This window comes from Cryobacterium sp. TMS1-20-1 (assembly GCF_004402355.1).
Taxonomy (GTDB): Bacteria; Actinomycetota; Actinomycetes; order Actinomycetales; family Microbacteriaceae; genus Cryobacterium; species Cryobacterium levicorallinum.
Genome location: NZ_SOGF01000023.1, coordinates 67,598 through 92,283, shown reverse-complemented (window position 1 = coordinate 92,283; position 24,686 = coordinate 67,598). Strand labels below are relative to the sequence as shown.

Below are 24,686 nucleotides of genomic sequence, written 5' to 3'. Positions count from 1 at the left end.
CTCGATGCATGACAAACGACATCCAGCGCACTCCCACGGCCATCGACCAGATCGCCGAAGAGTGGGTGGACACCCTCGCCGACCTCGACCCCACCGTGGGTACCTACATCGGCCGTACCGCGGGAGACGGTCGCTACGGCGACTACTCCCCGGCCGGTCATGAACGGTTCCTCGACGCGGCGAAGACGACGATCACGCAGTTGGATGCCGCCCGCCCGGTGGACAGCGTCGACGAAGTCACGCAGACCGACCTGCGCAGCGAACTGTCGCTCACCGTTGAAAGCTCCGACGCGCAGCTGCAGCTCCGCGACCTCAACGTCATCGCTTCGCCCGCGCAGGAGATCCGCGAAATCTTCGACCTCATGCCCACGAAAACCGTCGAGGACTGGGCCAACATCTCCAGCCGTCTCGGCAACCTGCCGGCAGCCATCGACGGCTACATCGAGACCCTGCGCCGCGGCATCGAACGCGGTGTGACACCGGCGCGCCGGCAGGTGCGGGAGGTATTCGCCCAGGCCCAGCGCCACGCTTCCAACGACGGGTTCTTCGCCGAATTCACCGCGAATGCCTCGCTCGACACCGGAACCCTACCCGCCTCCCTGGCCAAGGATCTCGGCCTCGGTGCTCGCCAATCGGCGACCGCGTACGACAAGCTCGCCACCTTCTTCCGCGACGAGCTCGAGGGTAAGGCCACCGAAAACGACGCGATCGGCCGTGACCTGTACTCCCTCGCCTCCCGCCGCTTTCTTGGCGCCACCATCGATCTGGATGAGACCTACGAGTGGGGCATCGAAGAACTCGCCCGCATGGTTGAAGAGCAAGAGAAAGTCGCCGACCAGATCAAGCCCGGCGCCAGCGTGCTCGAAGCCATCGCCTACCTCGACACCGACCCGAGCCGTAAACTGCACGGCACCCAGGCGCTGCAGGAGTGGATGCAGAAAACCAGCGACAAAGCCGTCGCCGACCTGGCTGAGACCCAGTTCGACATTCCCGACGAGATCAAAACCATCGAGTGCATGATCGCCCCCACCCAGGAGGGCGGCATCTACTACACCGGCCCGACCGACGACTTCTCCCGGCCCGGCCGCATGTGGTGGTCCGTTCCGGTGGGCGTCACCGAATTCGACACCTGGCGTGAACTGACGACCGTGTACCACGAGGGCGTGCCCGGCCATCACCTGCAGATCGGGCAGGCCGTTTATAACCGTGCCAAGCTCAACACCTGGCGCCGCCAGCTGGCCGGCACCTCGGGCCACGCCGAGGGCTGGGCGCTCTACGCCGAACGCCTGATGGAACAACTCGGCTACCTCGACGACCCGGCCGACCGTCTCGGCATGCTCGACGGGCAGCGGATGCGCGCAGCTCGCGTGGTGCTCGATATCGGGGTGCACCTCGGCAAGCAACTGCCCGACGGCTCCGGCCCCTGGACCGCCGACTACGCCTTCGAATTTCTCGGCCAGAACGTCAACATGAACGAGAGCTTCGTCAAATTCGAGGTCAACCGCTACTTGGGCTGGCCGGGCCAGGCCCCCTCCTACAAGGTCGGCCAGCGCATCTGGGAGCAGCTGCGCGACGCTGCACAGCAGCGCCAGGGCGCCGCCTTCTCGATCAAGGAGTTTCACCGCGCCGCCCTCGACCTCGGCGGCGTCGGGCTGGACACGCTGCGTTCTACGCTGTTGAAGTAGGGCATCCGTTTGTGTCGGCGACCGGCGGGGTGGTCGAGTTGCCCGCGGGGGAGTCGGGTAGCTAGTATGGAGTGTCACATTTGTGACGCCTATCCGCTGCCATGCGCGGAGCGTTCCACGGTCTTTCTGTACCGCGGAGCATCCAAAAACACCTGAACTATTTTTCGCGTCTGGCCCGACTATGTCCATCCTGGAGCAACTACTACATGACAATCGCAACGACCGAACGGGCACCCAAGCAGGTCGCCATCAACGACATTGGATCTGCTGAAGACTTTCTTGCCGCGGTCGAAAAGACTCTGAAATTCTTCAACGACGGAGACCTCATCGAGGGCACCGTAGTGAAGATCGACCGCGACGAGGTTCTCCTCGACGTTGGGTACAAGACTGAGGGTGTCATTCCCTCTCGCGAACTTTCCATCAAGCACGACGTTGACCCCTCTGAGGTTGTCAAGGTTGGCGACCTGGTCGAGGCCCTCGTTCTTCAGAAAGAAGACAAAGAAGGCCGCCTCATCCTCTCCAAGAAGCGCGCTCAGTACGAGCGTGCATGGGGCGACGTTGAGAAGATCAAGGAGTCCGACGGTGTTGTCACCGGTTCGGTCATCGAGGTCGTCAAGGGTGGACTCATCGTCGACATCGGCCTGCGCGGCTTCCTGCCGGCATCGCTCATCGAACTTCGTCGCGTTCGCGACCTGACCCCGTACCTGGGCCAGGAAATCGAAGCGAAGATCCTCGAACTCGACAAGAACCGCAACAACGTTGTGCTGTCGCGTCGCGCCCTGCTCGAACAGACGCAGAGCGAAAGCCGCACCACGTTCCTCAACAACCTCCAGAAGGGACAGGTCCGCAAGGGCGTCGTCTCCTCGATCGTCAACTTCGGCGCGTTCGTCGACCTCGGCGGCGTCGATGGTCTGGTTCACGTTTCCGAGCTCAGCTGGAAGCACATTGAGCACGCCAGCGAGGTCGTTGAAGTTGGCCAGGAAGTCACCGTCGAGATCCTCGAAGTTGACCTCGAGCGCGAGCGCGTCTCGCTGTCCCTCAAGGCAACGCAGGAAGACCCGTGGCAGGTCTTCGCCCGCACCCACGCCATCGGCCAGGTTGCACCGGGTAAGGTCACCAAGCTCGTTCCGTTCGGCGCGTTCGTTCGCGTCGCAGAGGGCATCGAGGGCCTCGTGCACATCAGCGAGCTCTCCGGCAAGCACGTCGAGCTCGCCGAGCAGGTTGTCTCGGTCGGCGACGAGGTCTTCGTCAAGGTCATCGACATTGACCTCGAGCGTCGCCGCATCTCGTTGAGCCTCAAGCAGGCTAACGATGGCGTCGACCCCGACGGCACCGAGTTCGACCCGGCGCTCTACGGAATGCTCACCGAGTACGACGACAAGGGCCAGTACAAGTACCCCGAGGGCTTCGACTCCGAGACCAACGAGTGGCGCGAAGGCTTTGACGAGCAGCGCGAAAAGTGGGAGCAGGACTACGCTGCAGCCCAGGCTCGCTGGGAAGCCCACAAGAAGCAGGTTTCGACCGCGAACGACGAGATCGCTGCCCCCAGCGACGTCGCACCGGCCGGCTCTGCTTTCTCGAGCGAGTCGGCTGGCGCCGGCACGCTCGCCGACGACGAAGCACTCGCGGCTCTCCGCGAGAAGCTCTCCGGCGGCAACTAGCACCACAGCTCAACCACAGCGCTGTTTCACAGCTACGCAGTGTGACTGCGCACGTCGGGCCGCATCTTTCGGGATGCGGCCCGACGTGTTTAACCGGGGCGAGGAAAGCGGATGCCGACGGACCGCGCGCACAGTGGCATCCGCCGTCACTACGCAGCCGTTATTAGACACGTCGTGGTTCGTGGTATACCTAATAGTGAGGAAATTTCCTCTACTTGGTTGCGTCCCGGTATTCACAAAATTGCCGAGCGGATGCGGCTATCCCCCATGTGCATTCAGCTTCTGGCTGGAATGGCACAGTGCGCAACGGTTTCACAGCCCCATCGGAGAGTTTCATGAATAGTTTTCGTCCCGTTACTTACACCGACAACCGGGTCGAGAACAATTCTGAATGGCGGAGCTCGACTGACGACGCAGGCACACCGTTCGACGGAGCTGTGTCATCGTCAGCCAACGGACTGCCGCGCCGTGCTGGCCGAACGACCACCGACGGCGATCCGCTTGCCGATACGGCGTCAGCGCCCAATGCCAGCGCCGTGGTCAGAGCATCTTCCGGCTCCGGACCGCAGCAATCTTTGATACCCGGGGACGAGAACGATACTGCACTCGGGGAAGGCTCCCTGCCCGAAGTGATCGCCACGGCTGACCACGATTCCGAATTCTTTTTCCCGGGTCTCCGTGACGGCGTTACCGAAGTGGCTGAGTCAGGGGCAACGTCCACTGCCCTGGTGGTCGAGGACGACCACAAGTCGGCGAAGCTCGTCCGTCTTTTCCTCGAAGCCGAAGGTTTCGCGGTGGTTGTAGCATCCACCGGCGAGGAGGCGCTCGTTCTCGCCCGCAAAATTCCGCTCAACCTCATCACCCTCGACGTGAAATTGCCGGGCATAGACGGGTGGAATTTTTTGCTGCAGCTGCATGATTCGCCAAAATTTGCATCAATTCCGGTCGTGGTCATCGCCGGCGATGCGGACATGAGTGTGGCGCTGAGTCGTGGCGCAGCGGCCGTGCTGGAAAAACCGCTCCAGCGAGCGGAACTGCAGAATTCTCTTGCCCTGCTGGGGTTGCGCCCCAATCGTTCCTATCCCCGCCGCATTCTTGTCGTTGACGAAGACCGGGAAACCATCGAGCAGGTGACTTCGGATGTGGAGAAACCCACCTACTGCGTCAAATCTGCTGAGACCGGCGATGCGGCGATCACCAACGAGGAACAAGACACCGTCGACAGCGATCCAGGACAACCCGTCGTCGCCATGAACAAACCAGACCTCAACCGTGAGGCGTTCCTCGCTGAGATCAAGCGCGCCCTCGAATAAGCGGATACGGTGACGCGCATGGGGGAGGAATTGGCAGGCGAAGTGCTTGGGGGATTCCTGGGGGCCTGCAATGACTACGACCTCGACGCCATCCTGGGCTATTTCGCAAACGACTGCGTCGTCTCCAAGCCGCGGGGAACTCCGCCCCGTGGCGACCAGTACGTGGGCAAGGACGAGGTTCGGGCCAGCCTGGCAAAACGATTCGAGGGCATCCCGAACGTGCACTACGGGGACGACCAACACTGGGTCTGCGGTGATGATTTCGGGTATCCGAGTGGACCCAGACCGAAACTTCGACGCGGGGCCCCGCGAGGAGTCGGCGCATTCGCTTGGCGCTTGCGCGCGGAGCAAGCCGAGCCAGCAGATAGTCTGGCGGGATGTATCTGATTGGGCTGACCGGCGGTATCGCCTCGGGCAAGAGCACAGTGGCGAAACGGTTGGCGGAGCTCGGAGCTGTGGGCATTGACGCCGACCAGTTGGCCCGCGAGGTCGTCGCACCCGGCACTGTCGGCCTCGCCGCGATCCAAGCGGAGTTCGGCGATAGTGTGGTGCTGCCGGATGGCAGTCTCAATCGGCCGGCACTCGGTGCCATCATCTTCGCTGATCCGGAGCGACGCGAACGATTGAACGCGATCACCCACCCGGCGGTGCGCCAGCTCACCCGCGACCGGATTGCAGCCGCGGACGCCGCCGATCCGCATGCCATCGTGGTTTACGATGTTCCGCTTTTGGCCGAGGCTGTCGCCGGCGGCCTGGTGACCTTCGATCTCGTCGTGGTCGTGCACGCCGATGCCGCAACCCGAATTCAGCGCATGATCGACCTCCGCGGGTTGACCGAGGCGGAAGCTACTCAGCGGATTGGAGCCCAGGCCACTGACGAGGAGCGCCTCGCCATCGCTGACGTTGTGATCAACAACACCGGGTCCACCGCCGCGACACTAGCGCCGGTCGACGCGCTCTGGGAGCGGGTTCTCGCGGCTGAAGCCGGCAAGATCGCTGTGACCGACGGCATCCGCTCGCCGTCTTCTGCTGCGCAAGACTGACTGTCAGACCGCCTTTGTAGAATGAAGGTATGGAACCAACGCGCTCTGTGAACCCGTTTGAAGTGGTCAGTGAGTACACGCCGAGTGGCGATCAGCCGTCCGCGATCGCCGACCTGACGGCCCGCATCAACGCCGGCGAAACCGACATCGTACTGCTCGGTGCCACGGGCACCGGCAAGTCGGCGACGACCGCCTGGCTGATCGAGCAGGTGCAACGTCCAACGCTCGTTCTGGCCCACAATAAGACGCTGGCCGCCCAGCTGGTGAACGAATTCCGCGACCTCATGCCCAACAATGCGGTTGAATACTTCGTCTCCTACTACGACTACTACCAGCCGGAAGCCTACGTACCCCAGACCGACACCTTCATCGAGAAGGATTCCTCAATCAACGAAGAGGTCGAACGGCTGCGGCACTCCACCACGAACTCGCTGCTGAGCCGCCGCGACGTCATCGTGGTGTCGACGGTGTCGTGCATCTACGGTCTGGGCACGCCGGAAGGCTACATGCAGGCCATGATCGCCCTGCAGGTGGGGCAGAAGGTCAGTCGCGACTGGTTGGTGCGCAAATTCGTCGCCATGCAGTACAAGCGCAACGATGTCGACTTCTCTCGCGGCAACTTTCGGGTTCGCGGCGACACCATCGAGATCATCCCCATGTACGAAGAGCTCGCGATTCGCATCGAGATGTTCGGCGACGAGATCGAGGCGCTGCACAGCCTGCATCCGCTGACCGGTGACATCGTCAAGACACTCGACGCGGTCTCGGTCTTTCCCGGCTCGCACTATGTCGCGAGCGACGACGTCATGCGCCGGGCGATCGGCACCATTGAAATCGAACTGGCCGACCGCCTCGAGGTGCTCGAGCGCGAGGGCAAACTGCTCGAAGCCCAGCGGCTGCGCATGCGCACCACCTTCGACCTTGAGATGATGGAGCAGATCGGCTTCTGCTCGGGTATTGAGAACTACTCCCGGCACATCGACGCGCGCGAACCGGGGGAGGCCCCGCACTGCCTGCTCGACTATTTTCCCGACGACTTTCTCATGGTCATCGACGAGTCGCACGTGACCGTGCCGCAGATCGGCGCCATGTATGAGGGCGATTCCTCGCGCAAGCGCACCCTCGTCGACCACGGCTTTCGGCTGCCGAGCGCGCTCGACAACCGACCGCTCAAATTCAACGAGTTCAAGAACCGAGTCGGCCAGACCGTGTATCTGTCGGCCACGCCGGGTAAATACGAGATGGGCATAGCGGATGGCATCGTCGAGCAGATCATCCGCCCGACCGGCCTGATCGACCCGCAAATCATCGTCAAGCCGAGCAAAGGCCAGATCGACGACCTGCTCGAAGAGATCAAGAAGCGTTCTGAACGCAACGAACGCGTGCTGGTCACGACGCTCACCAAGAAGATGGCCGAGAACCTCACCGACTTTCTCACCGAGGCTGGGGTACGGGTGCGCTACCTGCACTCGGACGTCGACACCCTGCGCCGGGTGGAGCTGCTCACCGAACTGCGCGCCGGAATCTACGACGTGCTCGTCGGCATCAACCTGCTGCGTGAGGGCCTCGACCTGCCCGAGGTATCCCTCGTCGCCATCCTCGACGCCGACAAGGAGGGCTTCCTGCGCTCGGCCACGTCGCTCATCCAGACCATCGGGCGCGCCGCCCGCAACGTGTCCGGCGAGGTACACATGTACGCCGACCGGCTCACCGCCTCGATGGAGAAAGCGATCGACGAGACCGACCGCCGCCGCGAGAAGCAGGTCGCCTACAACACGCTGCACGGCATCGATCCGACCCCGCTGCGCAAACGCATCGGCGATATCACCGAGGCCCTCGCCCGCGAAGAGGCCGACACCGCCGAACTTCTCGCCGGTCGCGATGCCCGCCGTAAGTCGTCGACGCCCAACCGCCGGGTCGGCCTGGCAGCGAACGGTGCCAACGACCTCGAGTCGATCATCGCCGACCTCAATTCGCAGATGCTCGAGGCTGCTGGCGAGCTGAAGTTCGAGCTCGCCGCCCGCCTGCGTGACGAGCTCTCCGAGCTCAAGCGCGAGTTGCGCCAGATGGAGAAGGCCGGCCACCTGCAGTAACCGCGACCGCGCCACCGACCGGGCCGTCACAGCTCCCGTTTCGGATCAAGGCACGTGTTTGAGAAGCTGGCACTTGTTCAAACCAGGGCCAACTTCTCAAACCAGTGCCAGGAGAGCGGATGCCCCGTCCGACTCAGTCGAACGCGGCCCGATTGCTGAACCGGGTGCGGTTGCCGCCGGCCGTGAGTGCACCACCGACCGCGACGACCGCCGGCAGCGCCACCACGATCAGGGCGAGCTGCAGCCACGGGGGCGTGAACGGCAGCAGAGACTGTCCAGCGGTATCGCGGGTCAGCGACAGCGCGAGCGACGGCACCAGGCCGAGCAGCACCCCAATAATGCTGCCGAGGCCGACGATCACCACCGCCTGCCAGAACCCGAACGCCCGGCGTACCCGTGGAGATGCCCCGAGCGAGGTGAGCACCGCGTTGTCCCGGTGCCCGTCAGCGCGGGCGAGTCCGATGGTGATCGACGCCGTGACCAATGCGATGATCGCGGTGAGGGCAACGAGAACCCAGCTCCACGATGCGCCGAAGGCCTGTGGCCCTGGCTCGACCTGCACGAACAGACCTGGTTCGACGGCGGTGACGGCCCCCTGCACCTGGTCTTGCTGTGCCTGAGTCGGAGCCGCATTGAGGCTGCTGACGACCATGGTTGGTCGATGGTCCAGCTCCAGGGAATCGGCCGTCTCCGTGAGCATGAAGATCGCATACGGCAGCGGATGCTCCGGCGACTGCACGCTCCCGGCCAGCGCCACGCTGCGGGCCGGTGCCACGGTTGCGTCGAGGGTGGCCATCCAGTCGAGGTGGATCGTGTCATCGACCACGTACTGCTGGTAGGTGCTTACCGCACCGCCGGCGGCGAGCGTGGCCCGGGACTCGTCTGACACCGGCACGCCGAGAATGGCAGCGAAATCTGCTAGGTCGCCCACCCAGATGTGTTCGCTGATGCTCGACATCATCGGATCGAGGTAGTACGGCGTCGGGCAGCGAATGTCGGTGCGATCTTCCTGATGACCGGCCTCCGACCGAGTCGCGTCGCTCGGGCACGCCGTGCCCGGATCGAGGCGCGGGTACGCGAAAACGGGGGCAGTGCTGCCGGTTGCGGTCTCGTCGTCGGCCGGGGTCTCGACCCATGAGGGCGGGTTCGCGACGCTGTTGAGCAGGCGCGCCCGGGAGTCGGGGAAGGCCCCGTCCAAGGCGTTACGAACCTCTGGTCCGCTCTCCAGCAGCATCGTCCCGTACGGCGGTTCGTCGACGTAGGCGTTCAGGCTCACCCAGGCCGTGTCCTCGGGAACAGAATAGTAGTAGTCCTTGATCGAGTTCACCTGGAAGGTCGAGATGAGGCTCATCGCGAAGGCGGCGACGAAAACGCAGCTCATGATGGCAGCGAGGGCCGGCACGCTGCGCCCGGGATTCCGGGCCACGTCCCGGGTCGCCAGTCTGGCGCCGGGGCCGAACCGTGAGGCGAGCCCGGCGGCCCAGCGCAGAATCAGCGGAGCGAGGAACACCGCTCCGAGCTGCATGATCACCGGCCCGGCGATGATCAGGCCGATTCCGAAATTGGCCAGCCACACCTGATAGACGGGGAGGTACGCGGCGAGCTCGACCAGTCCGCCGGTCACAGCGACGATCGCACCGAGGGCCAGCAGGATGATCCCGGCCACTGGGCGTCGCCGCGTCGGGCGCGGCGGACGTAGGGCGCCGCGGAGCGCTCCCAGAACGTCGATCCGGCCGGCTGCCCGGGCCGGCACCGCGGCAGCGCACCAGCCGGCGAGAACGGCGAAAGCCGCGATGATCAGCAGCGACAGCAGATCGAGGTGAAACCCCGGATACCGCGCCGCGCTGCCGTTCGCCGAAATCTGCATGAAGATCCATGCGCCGGCCAGGCCGAGCAACGTTCCCAGGCCCGCTCCGACGGCGCCGAGGATGACGCCGCCGAAGGACATAACGCGAAACAGCATCCGTTTGTCGCCGCCGACGCTGGCCAGGGTTGCCAGGGTGCGCTGCTGGGTTCGGGCGCCGACGGTGAACGCGGCGCCGGCGAGCAGGGCCACCTCGAACAGGGCGAAGCCGCCGAGCAGAATGAGGAATGAATCAAAAAAGCTCAAGGAGACGGTGCCGTCCAGAGGATAGCTGCCCACCGGCGGCGGGTCGAGCAGCACGGAGCGGGAGAGCACGGTGGCGCCGCGCGGGTTGAGGTCGCCGATCTGGCTCCAGGTCAGCGGTGTGTCGGGCAGATACCACTCGGTCAGCAGGTCGGAATCATCGGGCAGGACCCCGTCGAAGGCGCCGGGGAGACCGTAGAACGAGACCGCCGCGTCGTCGAGCGAGGCGCTTCGGATCGTGCCGACGATGGTGAACTCGCCGGGCTCGGGGGCGGTGATCACAGCCGTCGACCCGACCGTTGCCCCCAAGCGGTCGAGCGTGGCGGCGGTTACCATGATCTCGCCATCATTCGCGGGTGCGGAACCGTTGGTGACATCCCATTTTCCGGCGAAGGACGCATCCCACGGCTGTCCCTGCACCGCAGTGAAGGAGCCGAGTCCGTTCTTCGTCTCGGCGACGATGTTGGCCTGCCTTATGGACAACAAACGGGTTCCGGCTGGGAACAGCGCGGCGGCGGTGACGGGCTCCGGCTCGATGGACTGCGCGGCTTCGCCGTTGAATGCCTCGTCGCTCGGCCCCCAACTGCGGTCGTTGAGCGGGTCCTGGGTGAACTTCGGGTCGGGCGACGCGACGATCATCACCCGCGCCTCTGTCGAGCCGAGTTCGAGCATGACCCGTTCGGCCGGGGAGGCGGTGTTGCTCGCGTCCACCGTGGTGATTCCGACCAGTCCGGCCACGGGAATGGCCACGAGCAGCGCGATCAGCGCGCTGCGGCCGCGGGATTGCAGGGCCATTCGCCGGGCGATCCGAAACGCGATCCGGGTACTACCCGAACGCTTCCCGCCAAGCGAACTCGGCTCAACGCTCATGCCGGCAGCCCGCTCAGCAGGCTCGACACAGCGGATGCCCGCGACTCGTCCACAATGCGCCCGTCGCGCAGGAAGACGATCCGGTCGGCCCAGGCCGCGTGGCGGGCATCATGGGTGACCAGAATGCCGCCGGCACCGGCGTCGACTCGCGAGCGGAGCATCCGCAACACAAGCTCGCCGGTCGTGCTATCGAGCGCGCCGGTGGGTTCATCGGCGAGAATCAACGACCGGCCGCCGACGACGGCGCGGGCGATCGCCACCCGCTGCTGCTGGCCGCCCGACAAATCTGAGGGGAAATGCTGGGCCCGGTCACCGAGCTCGACGATATTGAGCGCATCGAGGGCTGGACGGTGCGCTTTCTTTGACGTCCACCCGTCGAGTTCGAGTGGCAGGCTCACGTTTTCGAGCGCGGTCAGTGAGGGAATCAGGTTGAAATCCTGAAACACGAAGCCGAGGCTGCGCCGGCGCAGGGTCGCGAGTTCGCGGGCCGAGAGCTGGCTCAGCCAGTGCCCTTCGACGACGACCTCCCCGGCCGTCGGTGGGGTGAGTCCGCCGGCCACCGCTAGAAGGGTCGATTTTCCCGAACCGGATGCCCCCATCACGGCCACGAGTTCGCCGCGGCGCACCGACAGGTCGACTCCCGCAAGCGCGGTGATCGCGGTCTCGCCGCGGCCATACTGCATCGAGATTCCGTCGAGCTGCAAGAGAATGTCGGAGCCGGTCATGCGTTGGCCGCTGCAGTCTTGGCCGGGCGACCGCGCTTGGGTACCTCGGTGTTGAGCGGCAGCGGAGCGGCCAGGCCGGCCGCGCGGGCTCTGGCCAGCCGGTGCTCCGAGTGGTCGAGCCAGCGTGCTTCCGCCTCGGCGGCGAAGATGAGCGAGTCGATCACGAGCAGCCAGGCCAGCTGCTCGGATGATTCCGGGTCGGCGGTCGCGTTCTTGGTGCGGGTCAGTTCCTGCAGGGTGCGCATGGTGGCGGTGCGCTGTACCTGAATCACCTGGGCGATGTCGACGCCGGGCAGCGTTACAGCGATCGCGAGCTTGATGGCGAGCTCGTCACGGGTGGCCATTGTGCGCACCACGGGGGAGCCGAGCCAGTCGGCGACCTCCGCCCGTCCGGCATCCGTTATCTCGACGTAATTCTGACCGTCGGCGTCGATATCGGCCTTCTGCACCAGACCGTCGCGCTCCAGCCGATCGAGGGTGTTGTAGATCTGGCCAACGTTGAGCGGCCAGGTCGACCCGGTGCGCCGGTCGAATTCGGCCCGCAACTGGTAGCCGTAGCACGGCCCCTGGTTCAGGATGGCGAGCAGACTCTGGCGAACAGACATACGACCTCCGGCAATTCAAACGGCTATTAGTCACCGAGTATATACATACTCTGAAACAATATCGGGATGTGCCGGTGTTCGCTCTCGGCGATGCTTGCTGTCAGGCACTGTCAGCGGCGTTGCATAGACTCAATGAGTGTCGATTACCAAGGTAGAAACAGGTCCCAAACTCAGTGTGCGCGGAGCCCGCGTACACAACCTTCACAACGTAGATCTGGAGATTCCGCGCGATGCGCTCGTGGTCTTCACGGGTCTCTCCGGTTCGGGAAAGTCGTCGCTCGCCTTCGACACCATCTTCGCCGAGGGCCAGCGCCGCTACGTGGAGTCACTCTCGGCCTACGCTCGGCAGTTCCTCGGGCAGGTTGACCGCCCCGACGTGGACTTCATCGAGGGTTTGAGCCCCGCGGTCTCGATCGACCAGAAGTCCACCAACCGCAACCCGCGGTCCACGGTCGGCACGATCACCGAGATCTACGACTACATGCGCCTGCTCTGGGCCCGTATCGGCGTGCCGCACTGCGCGATCTGTGGCGAGATCATCCAGTCGCAGACCGTGCAGCAGATCGCCGACCAGCTGATGGAACTGAAGGCGGGCATCCGCTACCAGGTGGTCAGCCCGGTCATTTCGCAGAAGAAGGGCGAATTTGTCGACCTCTTCCAAGAGCTCGCCGGTGGCGGTTACTCCCGTGCGATCGTCGACGGCACCCAGATTCAGCTGAGCGAACCGCCCACTCTCAAGAAGCAGCAGAAGCACGACATTTCCGTTGTTGTCGACCGTCTGGTCGCCGGCCCCGAACTGCTCAGTCGCCTCACCGACTCGCTCGAAACGGCGCTCAAGCTCACCGACGGCCTCGTGCAGATCAACTTTCTCGACGAGGAAGGCGACAAGGCCTGGCAAAACTACTCCGAGAAGCTCTCCTGCCCGAACAACCACCCGGTGCAGCTGACCGAAATCGAACCGCGCACCTTCTCGTTCAATGCCCCATTCGGCGCCTGCCCGGAGTGCTCCGGCCTGGGCACCCGCATGTCGGTCGACGAAGACCTGCTGCTCGGCGACCCGGACCTGAGTATCGCCGAGGGTGTCGTGCTGCCCTGGACCACCCAGGGCAAGGGCCTGTTCCAGTACTACGAGAAGCTCCTCGACGGTCTCGCCCGCGACCTCGATTTCTCGCTCGACACCCCCTGGGGTGACCTGACCAGCGAGGTGCAGAACGCCGTCATGCGCGGCGATAACTTCGAGGTGCGGGTCAAATGGAAGAACCGCTACGGGCGTGAAATGAGCTACACCTCCGGCTTCGAGGGTGTCGTGCCCTACATCGAACGCCAGTACCTGCAGGCCGAGAGCGACACCCAGCGGCAGCGCTGGTCGGAATACCTGCGCGAGGTCGACTGCCACGTCTGCAAGGGCACGAGGCTCAAGCCCGAGGTGCTCGCCGTGCTCGTGCACGACGCGAGCATTGCGGATGTCTGCGCGCTCAGTTTGAGCGACGCCCGCGAGTTCATGGACCAGCTCACGCTCACCGACCGCGAGGCCGCCATCGCCGCGCAGGTTCTGCGCGAGATTCGCGCGCGCCTCGACTTTCTCATTCGAGTCGGGCTCAACTACCTCAACCTCGCCCGGGCTGCGGCGACCCTCTCCGGCGGTGAGGCACAACGCATCCGCTTGGCCACTCAAATTGGTTCCGGGCTCACCGGGGTGCTCTACGTGCTCGATGAACCCAGCATCGGCCTGCACCAGCGTGACAACCGTCGCCTGATCGAGACGCTGGTCACCCTGCGCGACCTCGGCAACACGCTCATCGTGGTCGAACACGACGAAGACACCATCAAAACCGCTGACTGGATCGTCGACATCGGCCCCGGCGCCGGGGTCAACGGAGGACACGTCGTGCACTCCGGCTCCTACGAGGGGCTGCTCGCCAACACCAAGTCGCTCACCGGCGACTACCTGGCCGGGCGCAAGTCCATCGCCACCCCGACGACCCGCCGCCCGATCGATCCGGAGCGTCTCATCGGCGTCACCGGTGCCGAGGCCAACAACCTGCAAAAGGTCTCGGTGACGTTCCCGCTCGGCACCTTCACCGCCGTAACCGGGGTCAGCGGATCCGGCAAGTCATCGCTGGTCAACGACATCCTCTACCGCGTGCTCGCCAATCGGCTGAACGGCGCCCGCAAGCTGCCCGGCAAGCACACCAGGGTCACCGGTCTCGAGCAGCTCGACAAGGTCATCCACGTTGACCAGGCACCCATTGGCCGAACCCCGCGCTCCAACCCGGCCACCTACACCGGCGTGTTCGACAAGATCCGCACCCTGTTCTCCGAGACCATCGAATCGAAGACCCGCGGATACCTGCCCGGTCGCTTCAGCTTCAACGTCAAGGGCGGCCGCTGTGAAGCCTGCTCGGGTGACGGCACCATCAAGATCGAGATGAACTTTCTGCCCGACGTGTACGTGGCCTGCGAGGTGTGCGGGGGAGACCGGTACAACCGCGACACCCTCACCGTGCATTACAAGGGCAAGAACATCGCCGAGGTACTCGACATGCCGATCAGCGAGGCGGCCGATTTCTTCGAGCCGATCTCGTCGATCCACCGTTTTCTCAATACGCTGGTCGAGGTCGGACTGGGCTATGTGCGCCTCGGCCAGAGCGCCACGACCCTCTCCGGCGGCGAGGCCCAGCGGGTGAAACTCGCCACGGAGCTGCAGCGCCGTTCCAACGGTCGCAGCGTATACGTGCTCGACGAGCCGACCACGGGCCTGCACTTCGAAGACGTGCGCAAACTGCTGCTCGTGCTCAACAGCCTCGTCGACAAGGGCAACACCGTCATCGTGATCGAGCACAACCTCGACGTCATCAAGTCCGCCGACTGGGTGATCGACCTCGGCCCAGAGGGTGGTTCCGGCGGTGGCAAGGTACTCGCGACCGGCACCCCTGAGCACCTCGCCACGGTCAAGAAGAGCTTCACCGGTTCCTTCCTGAAGGAGGTCCTGGCTGCCGGCTAGGCGGCCGCGAGGCCATGTCCGATGCCCTGAGCTATCGCCCGAAAACGGGCGAGATTCCCACGACCCCCGGGGTCTACCGGTTTCGCGATGCGACCGGGCGCATCCTCTATGTCGGCAAGGCCAAGAACCTGCGGGCCCGGCTGAGCAACTACTTCGCGCCGCTGTACAGCCTGCACGAACGTACCCGCCGCATGGTCACCACCGCGACCGGGGTCGAGTGGACGGTCGTCGGCACCGAGGTTGAAGCCCTACAGCTCGAGTGGATGTGGATCAACGAGTTCGATCCGCCGTTCAACGTGCAGTTCAAGGACGACAAGTCCTACCCCTACCTCGCCGTCACCCTGGGCGATGAGGCGCCGCGCGCTCTCGTCACCCGCACCGAGAATATCAAGGGCGCCCGCTACTTCGGGCCGTACCCCAAGGTGTGGGCCGTGCACGAAACCATCGAGCTCATGCTCAAGGCCTTCCCCATCCGCACCTGCAACAACGCCAACTACAAACGGGCCATGCAGAGCGGCAAGCCGTGTTTCGCCGGCCAGATCGGGCGCTGCTTCGGCCCCTGCTCCGGCCTGGTCTCGATGGAGGATCACCGCAAGATCGTCAATGAGTTCGTCAGCTTCATGAGGAGTCACGACAAGAAACTCATCAACGAGCTCACCCAGGAGATGAAAGACGCAGCAGCGGCGCAGCAGTACGAAATCGCCGGCAAACGGCGCGACCAGGTGCGGGCGCTCAACGCCGTACTCGAGAAGAGCGCCGTCGTGCTGCGGGACAACGTCGACATCGACCTGTTCGCCATCGAGCAGGACGAGCTGGCCGCCGCCGTGCAGCTGTTCATCGTGCGGGGCGGTCGCATCCGCGGTGTGCGCGGTTGGATGGTCGACAAGGAGCTCGACGTGACCAGGAGCGAGCTCATCGACTCCATGATGCAGACGGCCTACAACAACGAGTCGAAGCCGCCGCGCGAAATCGTACTTCCCGAACTGCCCGACGACGCGGAAGCCCTCGAGACCTGGCTGGCCGACCTGGCCGGGCGCAAGGTGCGGCTGGTGGCCGCGCAGCGCGGCGAGAAGGCCGCCCTCCTCGTCACGGCCACCAACAACGCCAAACAGGCCCTCATGCTCTACAAAACCCGGCGTAGCTCCGACTTCGTGGCACGGTCGAAGGCGCTCGAAGACATTCAGGAAGCCCTGGAGATGCCGGCCGCGCCGCTGCGGATGGAATGCTACGACGTATCCCACCTCAGCGGCACCAACATCGTCGCATCGATGGTTGTCTTCGAAGACGGGTTACCCCGCAAAGACGAATACCGCCGCTTCAACATTCCAGTGTCCACCGACGACACCGACTCGATCTACCAGATTCTCACGCGCCGGCTGGCCTACCTGAAACCCGAATCCGGGGCAGCGGATGCCGCAGATCCCGCTCCGACCGCAGTCGCCGGTCAGAGCGACATCGCCCAGGTCGAGCAGAAGCGAGCCAAATTCAAGTACCAGCCCAACCTGCTCATCGTCGACGGCGGCCAGCCGCAGGTCGCCGCAGCCAAACGGGCACTCGCTGAATCGGGCGTGACCGGAATTCAACTGTGTGGCATCGCCAAGCGGCTCGAAGAAATTTGGCTGCCCGACTCCGACTACCCGGTGATTCTGCCGCGCAACAGCGACGCGCTGTTCCTGATCCAGCGCATCCGCGACGAAGCTCACCGGTTTGCCATCACCCATCAGCGCATCCGACGTAAGAAGGACGTAGCCTCGATCTTGGGGGAGATTGCCGGGCTCGGCCCCGCCCGGGTCAAGGTGCTGCTGCAGCATTTCGGTTCGGTGGCCCGGCTCAAGGTCGCATCCGTGCAGGAAATAGCAGATGTTCGCGGCATCGGCCCGGTGCTGGCCGAGGCGATCCATGCCCATTTGCGCGCGTGAACCGCCCACCGCTGGGTAGGCTGGATAGTCCCACAACTTTTCATTAAGGCGCTTTGAACGTATGACTACGGATCCCGACAAGCAGGAAGTGCTGATCGTCACGGGAATGTCCGGGGCGGGTCGTTCGACCGTCGGCAATGCGCTGGAAGATCTCGACTGGTACGTCGTCGATAATCTGCCCCCGCAAATGCTTCGGCCCCTGGTCGATCTGGTCGAACGTGCCGGTACCAACCTGCCCAAGATCGCCGCCGTGGTCGACATTCGCGGCCGCGATCTGTTCGGTGACTTTCTCGAAACCGTGCAGCAATTGAGAAGTAACACGCAGGTTCAGGTGATCTTCCTCGAAGCGCGGGATGACGCGCTCGTGCGCCGCTTCGAATCGGTACGTCGGCCGCACCCTCTGCAGGGTGATGGCACCCTGCTCGATGGCATCGCGGCGGAGCGGTCTCGCCTGCTGACCGTGCGGGAGTCCAGCGACCTGGTCATCGACACCTCAGACCTCAATGTGCACCAGCTGGCGACGGCCATCACTGAGCGATTCGCCGCAGCCGGATCGGCCGGCGTGCAGCTCACCATTATGAGCTTTGGCTTCAAGTACGGCCTGCCGACGGATGTCGATCTGGTGGCCGATGCTCGCTTCCTGCCGAACCCGTTTTGGATCCCAGAGCTGCGGGCGCACACCGGTGTCGATCCGGAAGTGAGAGACTTTGTACTTGCCCAAAATGGTGCCCTCGAATTTATCGACCACTATGCGGCCGCCCTGGCACCGGTTTTGGCCGGGTACCAGCGGGAAAACAAACGCCATGCCACGATCGGTATCGGCTGCACCGGAGGCAAACATCGCTCCGTCGCCATGGCCCGGGAACTGGCGTCCCGACTCGAAAAACTTCCCGGAGTCGTGGTTAATATCAAGCACCGCGACCTCGGACGCGAATAAGCGAGACCGGGCGCAGCATCCGCTGCTCCACCGCACTCTCATCCCTCAGACCTAACGCAACTGATCAACAGAATGGAAAAGCGATTGGCACTCACCGCCGACGTTAAAGACGAACTTTCGCGCGTGGAGGTCTCCAAGACCACCGTGCGCGCGGCCGAATTGGCCACTATTCTTCGGTTCTCCGGAGGTTTGCACATGATCAGCAGCCGCATCGCGATCGAATCCGAACTGGACACGGCCATTCTGGCTCGCCGGGTGCGGAAGGACCTCGCCGAGCTCTACGGAGTGCGCAGCGCCCTGCAGGTCATTGCCGCCGCCGGCCTGCGCCAGTCCAGCCACTACCTCGTGCAGGTCATCGAGGGTGGGGAGACACTGGCACGACAGACGGGCCTGTTGGATGCCCGTCGGCGCCCGATTCGAGGTCTGCCCAACCGTCTCACCACCGGCTCGAAGGAAGAAATCGCCGCCGTCTGGCGCGGAGCCTTCCTCGCCCACGGCACTCTGACGGATCCGGGCCGTTCGGCGGCCCTCGAGGTCATCTGCCCCGGCAACGAAGCCGCCATGGCATTGGTCGGCGCTGCCGGACGCCTCGGCGTCGCGGCCAAGGCGCGCGAAGTTCGCGGGGTGCACCGGGTCGTCATCCGTGACGGCGATGCCATCGGGGCGATGCTCGTGCACATGGGTGCCACCAACACCGTGCTCAGCTGGGAGACACTGCGGCAGCGTCGCGAAGTGCGTGCCACCGCCAACCGGCTGGTCAACTTTGATGACGCGAACCTGCGCCGTTCGGCCGAAGCCGCGGTCGCCGCCTGTGCCCGCGTTCAGCGCGCCATGGACATCCTGGGCGAAGATATCCCCAAACACCTGCGCTATGCCGGCGATCTCCGCCTCAATTTTCGTGACTCCAGCCTTGATGAACTGGGCCACCACGCCGATCCGCCGATGACCAAGGACGCCGTCGCCGGCCGGATCCGCCGCCTGCTCGCCATGGCAGACAAGAAAGCGGTCGAGCTTGGCATCGAGGGAACCGACGTTCCCTACCCGGTTCACCCGGAAGACGCCTGACGTCATCAATTCTGTGCCTGGGAACCGCGCAGGTACACTTGAATGTGCTTACAAGGTCGCCGCATCCGATGTGGCGCCACCACTGAAGAGGAGATAAGTAATGGCTGAATATATCCTGCCCACCCTTGACTATGACTACTCGGCTCTCGAGCCCAGCATCAGCGGTGCCATCATGGAACTCCACCATGGCAAGCACCACCAGGCGTATGTCACCGGCGCGAACACCGCGCTGGCCCAGCTCGCCGAGGCCCGCGACAGCGGCAGCCTCGCCAACGTGAACAAGCTGCAGAAGGACCTCGCCTTCAACCTCGGCGGCCACGTCAACCACTCCATCTTCTGGACCAATCTCTCCCCGAACGGTGGAGACAAGCCGGTCGGCGAACTCGCCGCCGCGATCGATGACAACTTCGGTTCCTTCGATAAGTTCCAGGCGCACTTCACCGCCGCTGCCCTGGGCGTGCAGGGTTCCGGCTGGGCAGTTCTAGCCTGGGACCCCATTGGCCAGCGCCTGATCATCCAGCAGTTCTTCGACCAGCAGTCCAACTTCGCTGCTGGTACCGTTCCGGTTCTCATGCTCGATGTCTGGGAGCACGCCTACTACCTCGACTACCGCAACGTGCGCGCTGACTACGTCAAGGCATTCTGGAACATCGCCAACTGGGCGAACGTTCAGGAGCGTTTCACCGTCGCACGCGAGAAGACCAACGGCCTGCTGCTACTCTCGTAGCCTGCCGGTGCCCCACCCCAGCATTTCGGTGCGCGGGCGGGGCACCGCTGTTTTCCTCCAGTACCCAGTAGTGCATCACTTTTCATCGCGCCAGTCGGCGCCCTTTTCTAACAGGAGTTATTTGTGTCCGTAAAGATCGGCATCAACGGATTCGGCCGTATTGGCCGTAACTACTTCCGCGCAGCCCTCGCGAAGGGCAGCGACATCGAAATCGTCGCCGTCAACGACCTCAGCGACCCCGCGTCGCTCGCACACCTGCTCAAGTACGACTCCGTCGCCGGTCGTTTGAACGCCTCGGTCGAGGTCGACGGTGACAATATCATTGTCAACGGCAAGCCCATCAAGGTGCTCGCCGAGCGCGACCCGGCCAACCTCCCCTGGGCAGCCCTGGGCGTCGAGATCGTCATCGAGTCCACCGGTCGCTTCACCAAGGCCGTCGACGCGCAGAAGCACATCGAGGCCGGCGCCAAGAAGGTCATCGTCTCTGCCCCGGCAACCGGTGCTGACGTTGCCACGCTTGTGCTCGGTGTGAATGAAGACACCTACGACGCGGCGATTCACAACATCATCTCGAACGCGTCCTGCACCACGAACTGCCTCGCGCCGCTCGTCAAGGTGTTCCTGGACAACTTCGGCATCGAGCGTGGCCTCATGACCACGATCCACGCCTACACCGCAGACCAGAACCTGCAGGACGGCCCGCACAGCGACCTTCGTCGTGCCCGTGCCGCCGCGCTGAACATCATCCCGACCTCTACTGGTGCCGCTAAGGCACTCGGCCTGGTCATCCCGGAGAGCGTCGGCAAGCTCGACGGTTACGCGCTGCGCGTTCCGGTTCCGACCGGCTCGATCACCGACCTCACCCTGACGGCCTCGCGCCCGGTCACGGTCGAAGAAGTGAACGCCGCCTACAAGGCTGCAGCCGAGGGCCCCCTCAAGGGCATCCTCAGCTACACCGAGGACCCGATCGTCTCCAGCGACATCGTTGGCGACCCGCACTCCTCGATCTTCGACGCCGGCCTCACCAAGGTGATCGGCGACCAGGTCAAGGTTGCTTCCTGGTACGACAACGAGTGGGGTTACTCCAACCGCCTCGTTGACCTCACCGAGTTCGTCGCCGAGCGACTCTAACGGCCCCCGGTGACGTTACGCACGATTGACTCGCTTGGTTCCCTCACCGGCAAGCGGGTTATTGTCCGCTTCGACCTGAATGTTCCGTTGAAAAACGGGCAGATCACCGACGATGGACGAGTGCGGGCGTCACTGCCCACCCTCAACGCCCTCGTCGCTCAGGGCGCCCGCGTGGTGATTGTTTCTCACCTCGGGCGTCCCAACGGGGCTGTTAATCCCCAGTACAGCCTGAAGCCGGTCGCTGCTCGCCTGAGCGAACTGGTGGCCCTTCCGGTCGCCTTCGCCACCGACACCGTCGGAGCCTCGGCCACCGAGGCCGTGGCAGCGCTGCAGAACGGTGAAATCGTCGTCCTGGAAAACCTGCGCTTCAACGCCGGAGAAACCAGCAAAACGGATGCCGATCGCGTCGCGTTCGCCCAGCAGCTTGCGCTGCTCGGCGACGCGCTCGTTTCGGATGGCTTCGGCGTTGTCCACCGCAAGCAGGCCAGCGTGTTCGATCTCGCCTCGCTCCTTCCGAGCGCTGCCGGACTGCTCATCGCGGCCGAACTCGACGTGCTTGATCGCCTCACCGAAAAGCCAGAGGCGCCGTACACGGTCATCCTCGGCGGGTCCAAGGTGAGCGACAAGCTCGGCGTCATCGGTCACCTGTTGCCGCGCGTGAATTCGCTGCTGATTGGCGGCGGAATGCTATTCACTTTCCTGGCCGCGCAGGGGCACCAGGTCGGCGCGAGCCTGCTCGAAAGCGATCAGATCGACACGGTTCGCGGTTACCTGGCCGAGGCGGATCGCCTCGGGGTCAAAATCGTGCTCCCCACCGATGTCGTTGTCGCCTCGAAATTCGGTGCAGATGCCGAACACATCATCACACCGGCCGACGGTATCGAGAACACCCCGTTCGGCGCAGCCGGACTCGGCCTCGACATCGGACCAGACACCGCTCTGGCGTTTGCCGAAATAATTCGGGCATCGAACACGGTGTTCTGGAATGGCCCGATGGGCGTTTTTGAACTCGCACCGTTCGCGGAGGGCACCCGTACCGTGGCCGCTGCACTCACCGAGGTCACCGGCCTCAGCGTGGTCGGCGGTGGCGATTCCGCCGCGGCCGTGCGTATTCTCGGTTTCAACGACGACCAATTTGGTCATATTTCTACCGGCGGCGGTGCCAGCCTCGAGTTCCTCGAAGGTAAGCGCCTGCCAGGACTGGAGGTCCTCGGATGGCAGTGAACATTAACCCTCGGCGCACACCGCTGATTGCGGGCAACTGGAAGATGAACCTGGACCACCTCCAGGCCATCGCCTTCGTGCAGAAGCTCGCCTGGAATCTCAAGGACGCCAATCATGATTTCGCCGCCGTGGAGGTGGCAGTCTTTCCGCCGTTCACCGACCTGCGCAGCGTGCAGACCCTGGTTTCGGCCGACAAGCTGCCGCTCGCCTTTGGTGCGCAGGATGTCTCGGCGCAGGAATCCGGAGCCTACACCGGCGAGATCTCCGGGGCGTTCCTGGCTCAGCTGGAGTGCCAGTACGTCATCATCGGGCACTCCGAACGCCGCACCCTGCACAATGAGTCCGATGAGCAGGTCGCCGCGAAGGTGACCGCAGCCTTGAAGCACAATCTCGTGCCGCTGATCTGCGTGGGCGAAAGTGCTGTAGACCTCGCCGTTCACGGTCCAAGCGCCGTTCCCGTGGCTCAGCTGCGTGCCGCCCTCGCCGGCGTCACCAACGCCGCCGATATCGTCGTCGCGTACGAACCGGTTTGGGCCATTGGGTCCGGACAGGCGGCAACGCCTGAACAGGCCGAACAGGTCGCCGCAGCCCTACGCGGCGTTCTCACCGAGCTGCTTGGGCAGGACGTCGCCGACAAGACCCGCATCCTCTATGGCGGTTCGGTCAAAAGCGGCAACATCGCCGCGTTCATGCGCGAACCCAATGTTGACGGTGCCCTGGTCGGCGGTGCGAGCCTGGATATTCCAGAGTTCTCCAGCATCATCCGCTATCAAAAGCACGTCGGTCTCTAAACCGACGCGCACCCTCCCGGTCGTGAGCGAGGGGGTTGCCCGTGTGGCAACCGCCCCGCTTGTGGGCTGAAGGGTATAATTACGATGGTCTGGGCGCCAGAGTTGCGTCCACCGTGTTTTGAAAGGTTTCGTGTGGAGATTCTCCAGGTCGTCATGCAGGTGCTCGTCGGTATTACGAGCCTCCTGCTCACCATGCTCATTTTGTTGCACAAGGGGCGGGGTGGTGGGCTCTCCGACATGTTCGGCGGCGGTGTGACTTCCAACCTGGGAGCGTCGGGGGTGGCCGAGCGAAACCTCAATCGGATCACGATCATTCTGGGCCTGCTCTGGATCTCCTGCATCGTCGTTCTCGGATTGATCACGAAGTTTGACACAGGGGCTTAACTTTTCGACCAGTGCGGAGTTACCCTGAGGTTTCCGGTGCACTTTGTCGTGCACAGGCTTTCACGGCACATTGTCTACAGCAGTAGCACCAATCACAGCTCGAACCTGCAGCGCACGACTGCACGAGTCAACGGAGGAACAAGATGGCATCAGGCGGAAGCGCAATTCGTGGCTCGCGTGTAGGCGCGGGGCCCATGGGCGAGCAGGACCGCGGTTTTCACGCGGACCGCATCAAGGTCTCATACTGGGATGCTTTGGGCAATGAGACGGTACGGTACTTTGCTGCGAGCCTGCCCGATGAAGAGATTCCGGTGACCATTGATTGCCCGTCGTCGGGGCTTCCCGCTGGCCGGGACAAGGAGAATCCTCCGTCGGTCGTGAAACTCGAGCCCTACAAGACCCACTTGGCGTATGTCAAGGAGCGTCGTACCGAAGAAGAGGCCGAGTCGCTCCTTGAAGAAGCACTCAACCAGTTGCGCGTTCGTCGGGGCAAGCTGTCGCCTACGAACTGATCTGCACCACCCAAAAGGCCGGCTCTCGAGAAATCGAGAGCCGGCCTTTTGTTGTTTTCCAAGCCTGATCAGGGTATCCGATCCAGCGGATGCCCTCGGAAAGCCTAGTAGGCAGCCGCGATCAGGCTTTCCGGCACTTGGGCTGCTGCGTCGTTGTCCACGAAAAACACGGTGTGGTAGCGGCCCTTGATCCCGGCAGCGGGTACCTCGTCGCGGCTGGCTCCAGCGAGAGCCAGCCCGAGCGCCGACGCCTTGTCAGATCCGGCCAGCACCAGCCAGACGCGATCCGACGAGTTGATTACGGGCCGAGTCAGGGACAGCCGGTCGGCCGGGGGCTTGGGGGAGTCACGCACAGCGATGACGCTGGCTTCACGCTCGCGGATACCCGATCGGTGCGGGAAGAGCGACGCGATATGGCCATCGGGTCCGACTCCGAGAAACGTGACGTCAAAACGAGGGTACTGGGATCCCTCGGGGGCTCGAGCCAACAACTCCGCCGCATAGTGGGCGGACGCAGCGTCGAGGGCATCCGTCCCCGCTTCGACGTCGTCGTCGGACGCTCCGAAAGCGTGAATATTTTCCGCAGGCACCGAGATGTGGTCCAAAAGTGCTTCGCGCGCCTGCAACTCGTTACGTTCCGGATCGGCGCGGGGAAGCCAACGATCATCGCCCCACCAAAAATTCACCCGGGACCAGTCGATGGTGTCACGGGCGGCCGACTCGTTGATGGCAGCCAGAACGGCGATGCCCACGGAACCGCCGGTGAGCACGACGTTGGCCTCGTCCTGTTCGTGTAGAACGTCAACCATGTTGGTCAGAAAGCGTGCAGCGACCGACCCGGCCAGCGCTTGCTTGTTCTGGTGCAGCAGCACGCGTCGTTCATTGGTCAC

At 63.9% G+C, this 24,686-nt stretch carries 20 protein-coding genes; 16 read left to right on the top strand and 4 right to left on the bottom strand.

The features are described from left to right. The first annotated feature begins 8 nt into the window (after nucleotides 1-8). The 6 genes from E3O45_RS04765 (at nucleotide 9) to uvrB (ending at nucleotide 7,795) form a co-directional block, all read left to right on the top strand. A complete protein-coding gene (locus tag E3O45_RS04765; RefSeq protein WP_134442145.1) occupies nucleotides 9-1,685 on the top strand; it encodes a DUF885 domain-containing protein in 1,677 nt (558 codons plus the stop codon). Nucleotides 1,686-1,891: 206 nt separating this feature from the next. Next, complete coding sequence (rpsA, locus tag E3O45_RS04760) at nucleotides 1,892-3,346, top strand: 30S ribosomal protein S1 (RefSeq protein WP_092448535.1); 1,455 nt, start codon at nucleotides 1,892-1,894, stop codon at nucleotides 3,344-3,346. A gap of 299 nt (nucleotides 3,347-3,645) precedes the next feature. Next, on the top strand, nucleotides 3,646-4,659 hold the full coding sequence (locus E3O45_RS04755) for a response regulator (protein ID WP_134442143.1): 1,014 nt from the start codon (nucleotides 3,646-3,648) through the stop codon (nucleotides 4,657-4,659). 18 nt (nucleotides 4,660-4,677) lie between these two features. Further along, nucleotides 4,678-5,046 (top strand): nuclear transport factor 2 family protein, encoded by a 369-nt coding sequence (locus E3O45_RS18350; protein WP_134442141.1) that lies wholly within the window; start codon nucleotides 4,678-4,680, stop codon nucleotides 5,044-5,046. After that, nucleotides 5,037-5,702, top strand: a complete 666-nt coding sequence (gene coaE / locus E3O45_RS04745) for a dephospho-CoA kinase (protein WP_134442139.1) — start codon at nucleotides 5,037-5,039, stop codon at nucleotides 5,700-5,702. Before E3O45_RS18350 ends, coaE begins: the two co-directional genes overlap by 10 nt. 29 nt (nucleotides 5,703-5,731) lie before the next feature. Further along, a complete protein-coding gene (gene uvrB / locus E3O45_RS04740; RefSeq protein WP_092448539.1) occupies nucleotides 5,732-7,795 on the top strand; it encodes an excinuclease ABC subunit UvrB in 2,064 nt (687 codons plus the stop codon). 133 nt (nucleotides 7,796-7,928) lie between these two features. Here uvrB and E3O45_RS04735 read toward each other — a convergent pair whose 3' ends face one another. From E3O45_RS04735 to E3O45_RS04725, 3 genes are all read right to left on the bottom strand, one after another. Then, nucleotides 7,929-10,697: an FtsX-like permease family protein gene (locus E3O45_RS04735; RefSeq protein WP_166789399.1), complete on the bottom strand. Its 2,769-nt coding sequence runs from the start codon at nucleotides 10,695-10,697 to the stop codon at nucleotides 7,929-7,931. A 71-nt stretch (nucleotides 10,698-10,768) separates the two neighbouring features. Continuing rightward, complete coding sequence (locus E3O45_RS04730) at nucleotides 10,769-11,497, bottom strand: ABC transporter ATP-binding protein (protein ID WP_134442135.1); 729 nt, start codon at nucleotides 11,495-11,497, stop codon at nucleotides 10,769-10,771. Continuing rightward, complete coding sequence (locus E3O45_RS04725; protein ID WP_092448542.1) at nucleotides 11,494-12,102, bottom strand: PadR family transcriptional regulator; 609 nt, start codon at nucleotides 12,100-12,102, stop codon at nucleotides 11,494-11,496. The genes E3O45_RS04730 and E3O45_RS04725 overlap by 4 nt, the downstream gene beginning before the upstream one ends. 136 nt (nucleotides 12,103-12,238) lie before the next feature. Between E3O45_RS04725 and uvrA the strand changes: the two genes are divergently transcribed. The 10 genes from uvrA to E3O45_RS04675 all read left to right on the top strand — a co-directional run bounded on the left by uvrA (nucleotide 12,239) and on the right by E3O45_RS04675 (nucleotide 23,796). Next, nucleotides 12,239-15,106, top strand: coding sequence for an excinuclease ABC subunit UvrA (gene uvrA / locus E3O45_RS04720; RefSeq protein WP_134442133.1), 2,868 nt, complete (start codon nucleotides 12,239-12,241; stop codon nucleotides 15,104-15,106). 14 nt (nucleotides 15,107-15,120) lie between these two features. Continuing rightward, nucleotides 15,121-17,025, top strand: coding sequence for an excinuclease ABC subunit UvrC (uvrC, locus tag E3O45_RS04715; RefSeq protein ID WP_134442132.1), 1,905 nt, complete (start codon nucleotides 15,121-15,123; stop codon nucleotides 17,023-17,025). 61 nt (nucleotides 17,026-17,086) lie between these two features. Continuing rightward, nucleotides 17,087-17,962: an RNase adapter RapZ gene (gene rapZ, locus E3O45_RS04710; protein WP_092448545.1), complete on the top strand. Its 876-nt coding sequence runs from the start codon at nucleotides 17,087-17,089 to the stop codon at nucleotides 17,960-17,962. 84 nt (nucleotides 17,963-18,046) lie between these two features. Continuing rightward, the gene (whiA, locus tag E3O45_RS04705; protein ID WP_134442130.1) at nucleotides 18,047-19,027 is read left to right on the top strand and encodes a DNA-binding protein WhiA; all 981 of its coding nucleotides are present in this window, start codon (nucleotides 18,047-18,049) and stop codon (nucleotides 19,025-19,027) included. 100 nt (nucleotides 19,028-19,127) lie between these two features. Then, nucleotides 19,128-19,754, top strand: coding sequence for a superoxide dismutase (locus E3O45_RS04700; protein ID WP_134442128.1), 627 nt, complete (start codon nucleotides 19,128-19,130; stop codon nucleotides 19,752-19,754). 123 nt (nucleotides 19,755-19,877) lie between these two features. After that, complete coding sequence (gap, locus tag E3O45_RS04695) at nucleotides 19,878-20,885, top strand: type I glyceraldehyde-3-phosphate dehydrogenase (RefSeq protein WP_092448548.1); 1,008 nt, start codon at nucleotides 19,878-19,880, stop codon at nucleotides 20,883-20,885. 9 nt (nucleotides 20,886-20,894) lie between these two features. Beyond that, nucleotides 20,895-22,109 (top strand): phosphoglycerate kinase, encoded by a 1,215-nt coding sequence (gene pgk / locus E3O45_RS04690; RefSeq protein WP_134442126.1) that lies wholly within the window; start codon nucleotides 20,895-20,897, stop codon nucleotides 22,107-22,109. Next, nucleotides 22,100-22,900 (top strand): triose-phosphate isomerase, encoded by an 801-nt coding sequence (gene tpiA / locus E3O45_RS04685; RefSeq protein ID WP_174843050.1) that lies wholly within the window; start codon nucleotides 22,100-22,102, stop codon nucleotides 22,898-22,900. Before pgk ends, tpiA begins: the two co-directional genes overlap by 10 nt. Before the next feature lie 132 nt (nucleotides 22,901-23,032). Beyond that, a complete protein-coding gene (gene secG, locus E3O45_RS04680; RefSeq protein WP_092107845.1) occupies nucleotides 23,033-23,284 on the top strand; it encodes a preprotein translocase subunit SecG in 252 nt (83 codons plus the stop codon). A 143-nt stretch (nucleotides 23,285-23,427) separates the two neighbouring features. Continuing rightward, nucleotides 23,428-23,796: an RNA polymerase-binding protein RbpA gene (locus tag E3O45_RS04675; protein ID WP_092107849.1), complete on the top strand. Its 369-nt coding sequence runs from the start codon at nucleotides 23,428-23,430 to the stop codon at nucleotides 23,794-23,796. Between the two features lie 104 nt (nucleotides 23,797-23,900). Here the strand turns inward: E3O45_RS04675 and pgl are convergent, their stop codons facing one another. Then, nucleotides 23,901-24,686, bottom strand: a complete 786-nt coding sequence (gene pgl / locus E3O45_RS04670; RefSeq protein WP_092448722.1) for a 6-phosphogluconolactonase — start codon at nucleotides 24,684-24,686, stop codon at nucleotides 23,901-23,903.

What these genes read in the sequence shown, in the direction of transcription:
- uvrC (WP_134442132.1), top strand. Translation starts at nt 15,121, where the DNA reads ATGTCCGATGCCCTGAGCTATCGCCCGAAAACGGGCGAGATTCCCACG.
- E3O45_RS04700 (WP_134442128.1), top strand. Translation starts at nt 19,128, where the DNA reads ATGGCTGAATATATCCTGCCCACCCTTGACTATGACTACTCGGCTCTC.
- E3O45_RS04765 (WP_134442145.1), top strand. Translation starts at nt 9, where the DNA reads ATGACAAACGACATCCAGCGCACTCCCACGGCCATCGACCAGATCGCC.
- rapZ (WP_092448545.1), top strand. Translation starts at nt 17,087, where the DNA reads ATGACTACGGATCCCGACAAGCAGGAAGTGCTGATCGTCACGGGAATG.
- E3O45_RS18350 (WP_134442141.1), top strand. Translation starts at nt 4,678, where the DNA reads ATGGGGGAGGAATTGGCAGGCGAAGTGCTTGGGGGATTCCTGGGGGCC.
- tpiA (WP_174843050.1), top strand. Translation starts at nt 22,100, where the DNA reads ATGGCAGTGAACATTAACCCTCGGCGCACACCGCTGATTGCGGGCAAC.
- coaE (WP_134442139.1), top strand. Translation starts at nt 5,037, where the DNA reads ATGTATCTGATTGGGCTGACCGGCGGTATCGCCTCGGGCAAGAGCACA.
- E3O45_RS04725 (WP_092448542.1), bottom strand. Translation starts at nt 12,102, where the DNA reads ATGTCTGTTCGCCAGAGTCTGCTCGCCATCCTGAACCAGGGGCCGTGC.
- uvrB (WP_092448539.1), top strand. Translation starts at nt 5,732, where the DNA reads ATGGAACCAACGCGCTCTGTGAACCCGTTTGAAGTGGTCAGTGAGTAC.
- rpsA (WP_092448535.1), top strand. Translation starts at nt 1,892, where the DNA reads ATGACAATCGCAACGACCGAACGGGCACCCAAGCAGGTCGCCATCAAC.
- E3O45_RS04735 (WP_166789399.1), bottom strand. Translation starts at nt 10,697, where the DNA reads ATGGCCCTGCAATCCCGCGGCCGCAGCGCGCTGATCGCGCTGCTCGTG.
- E3O45_RS04675 (WP_092107849.1), top strand. Translation starts at nt 23,428, where the DNA reads ATGGCATCAGGCGGAAGCGCAATTCGTGGCTCGCGTGTAGGCGCGGGG.
- E3O45_RS04730 (WP_134442135.1), bottom strand. Translation starts at nt 11,497, where the DNA reads ATGACCGGCTCCGACATTCTCTTGCAGCTCGACGGAATCTCGATGCAG.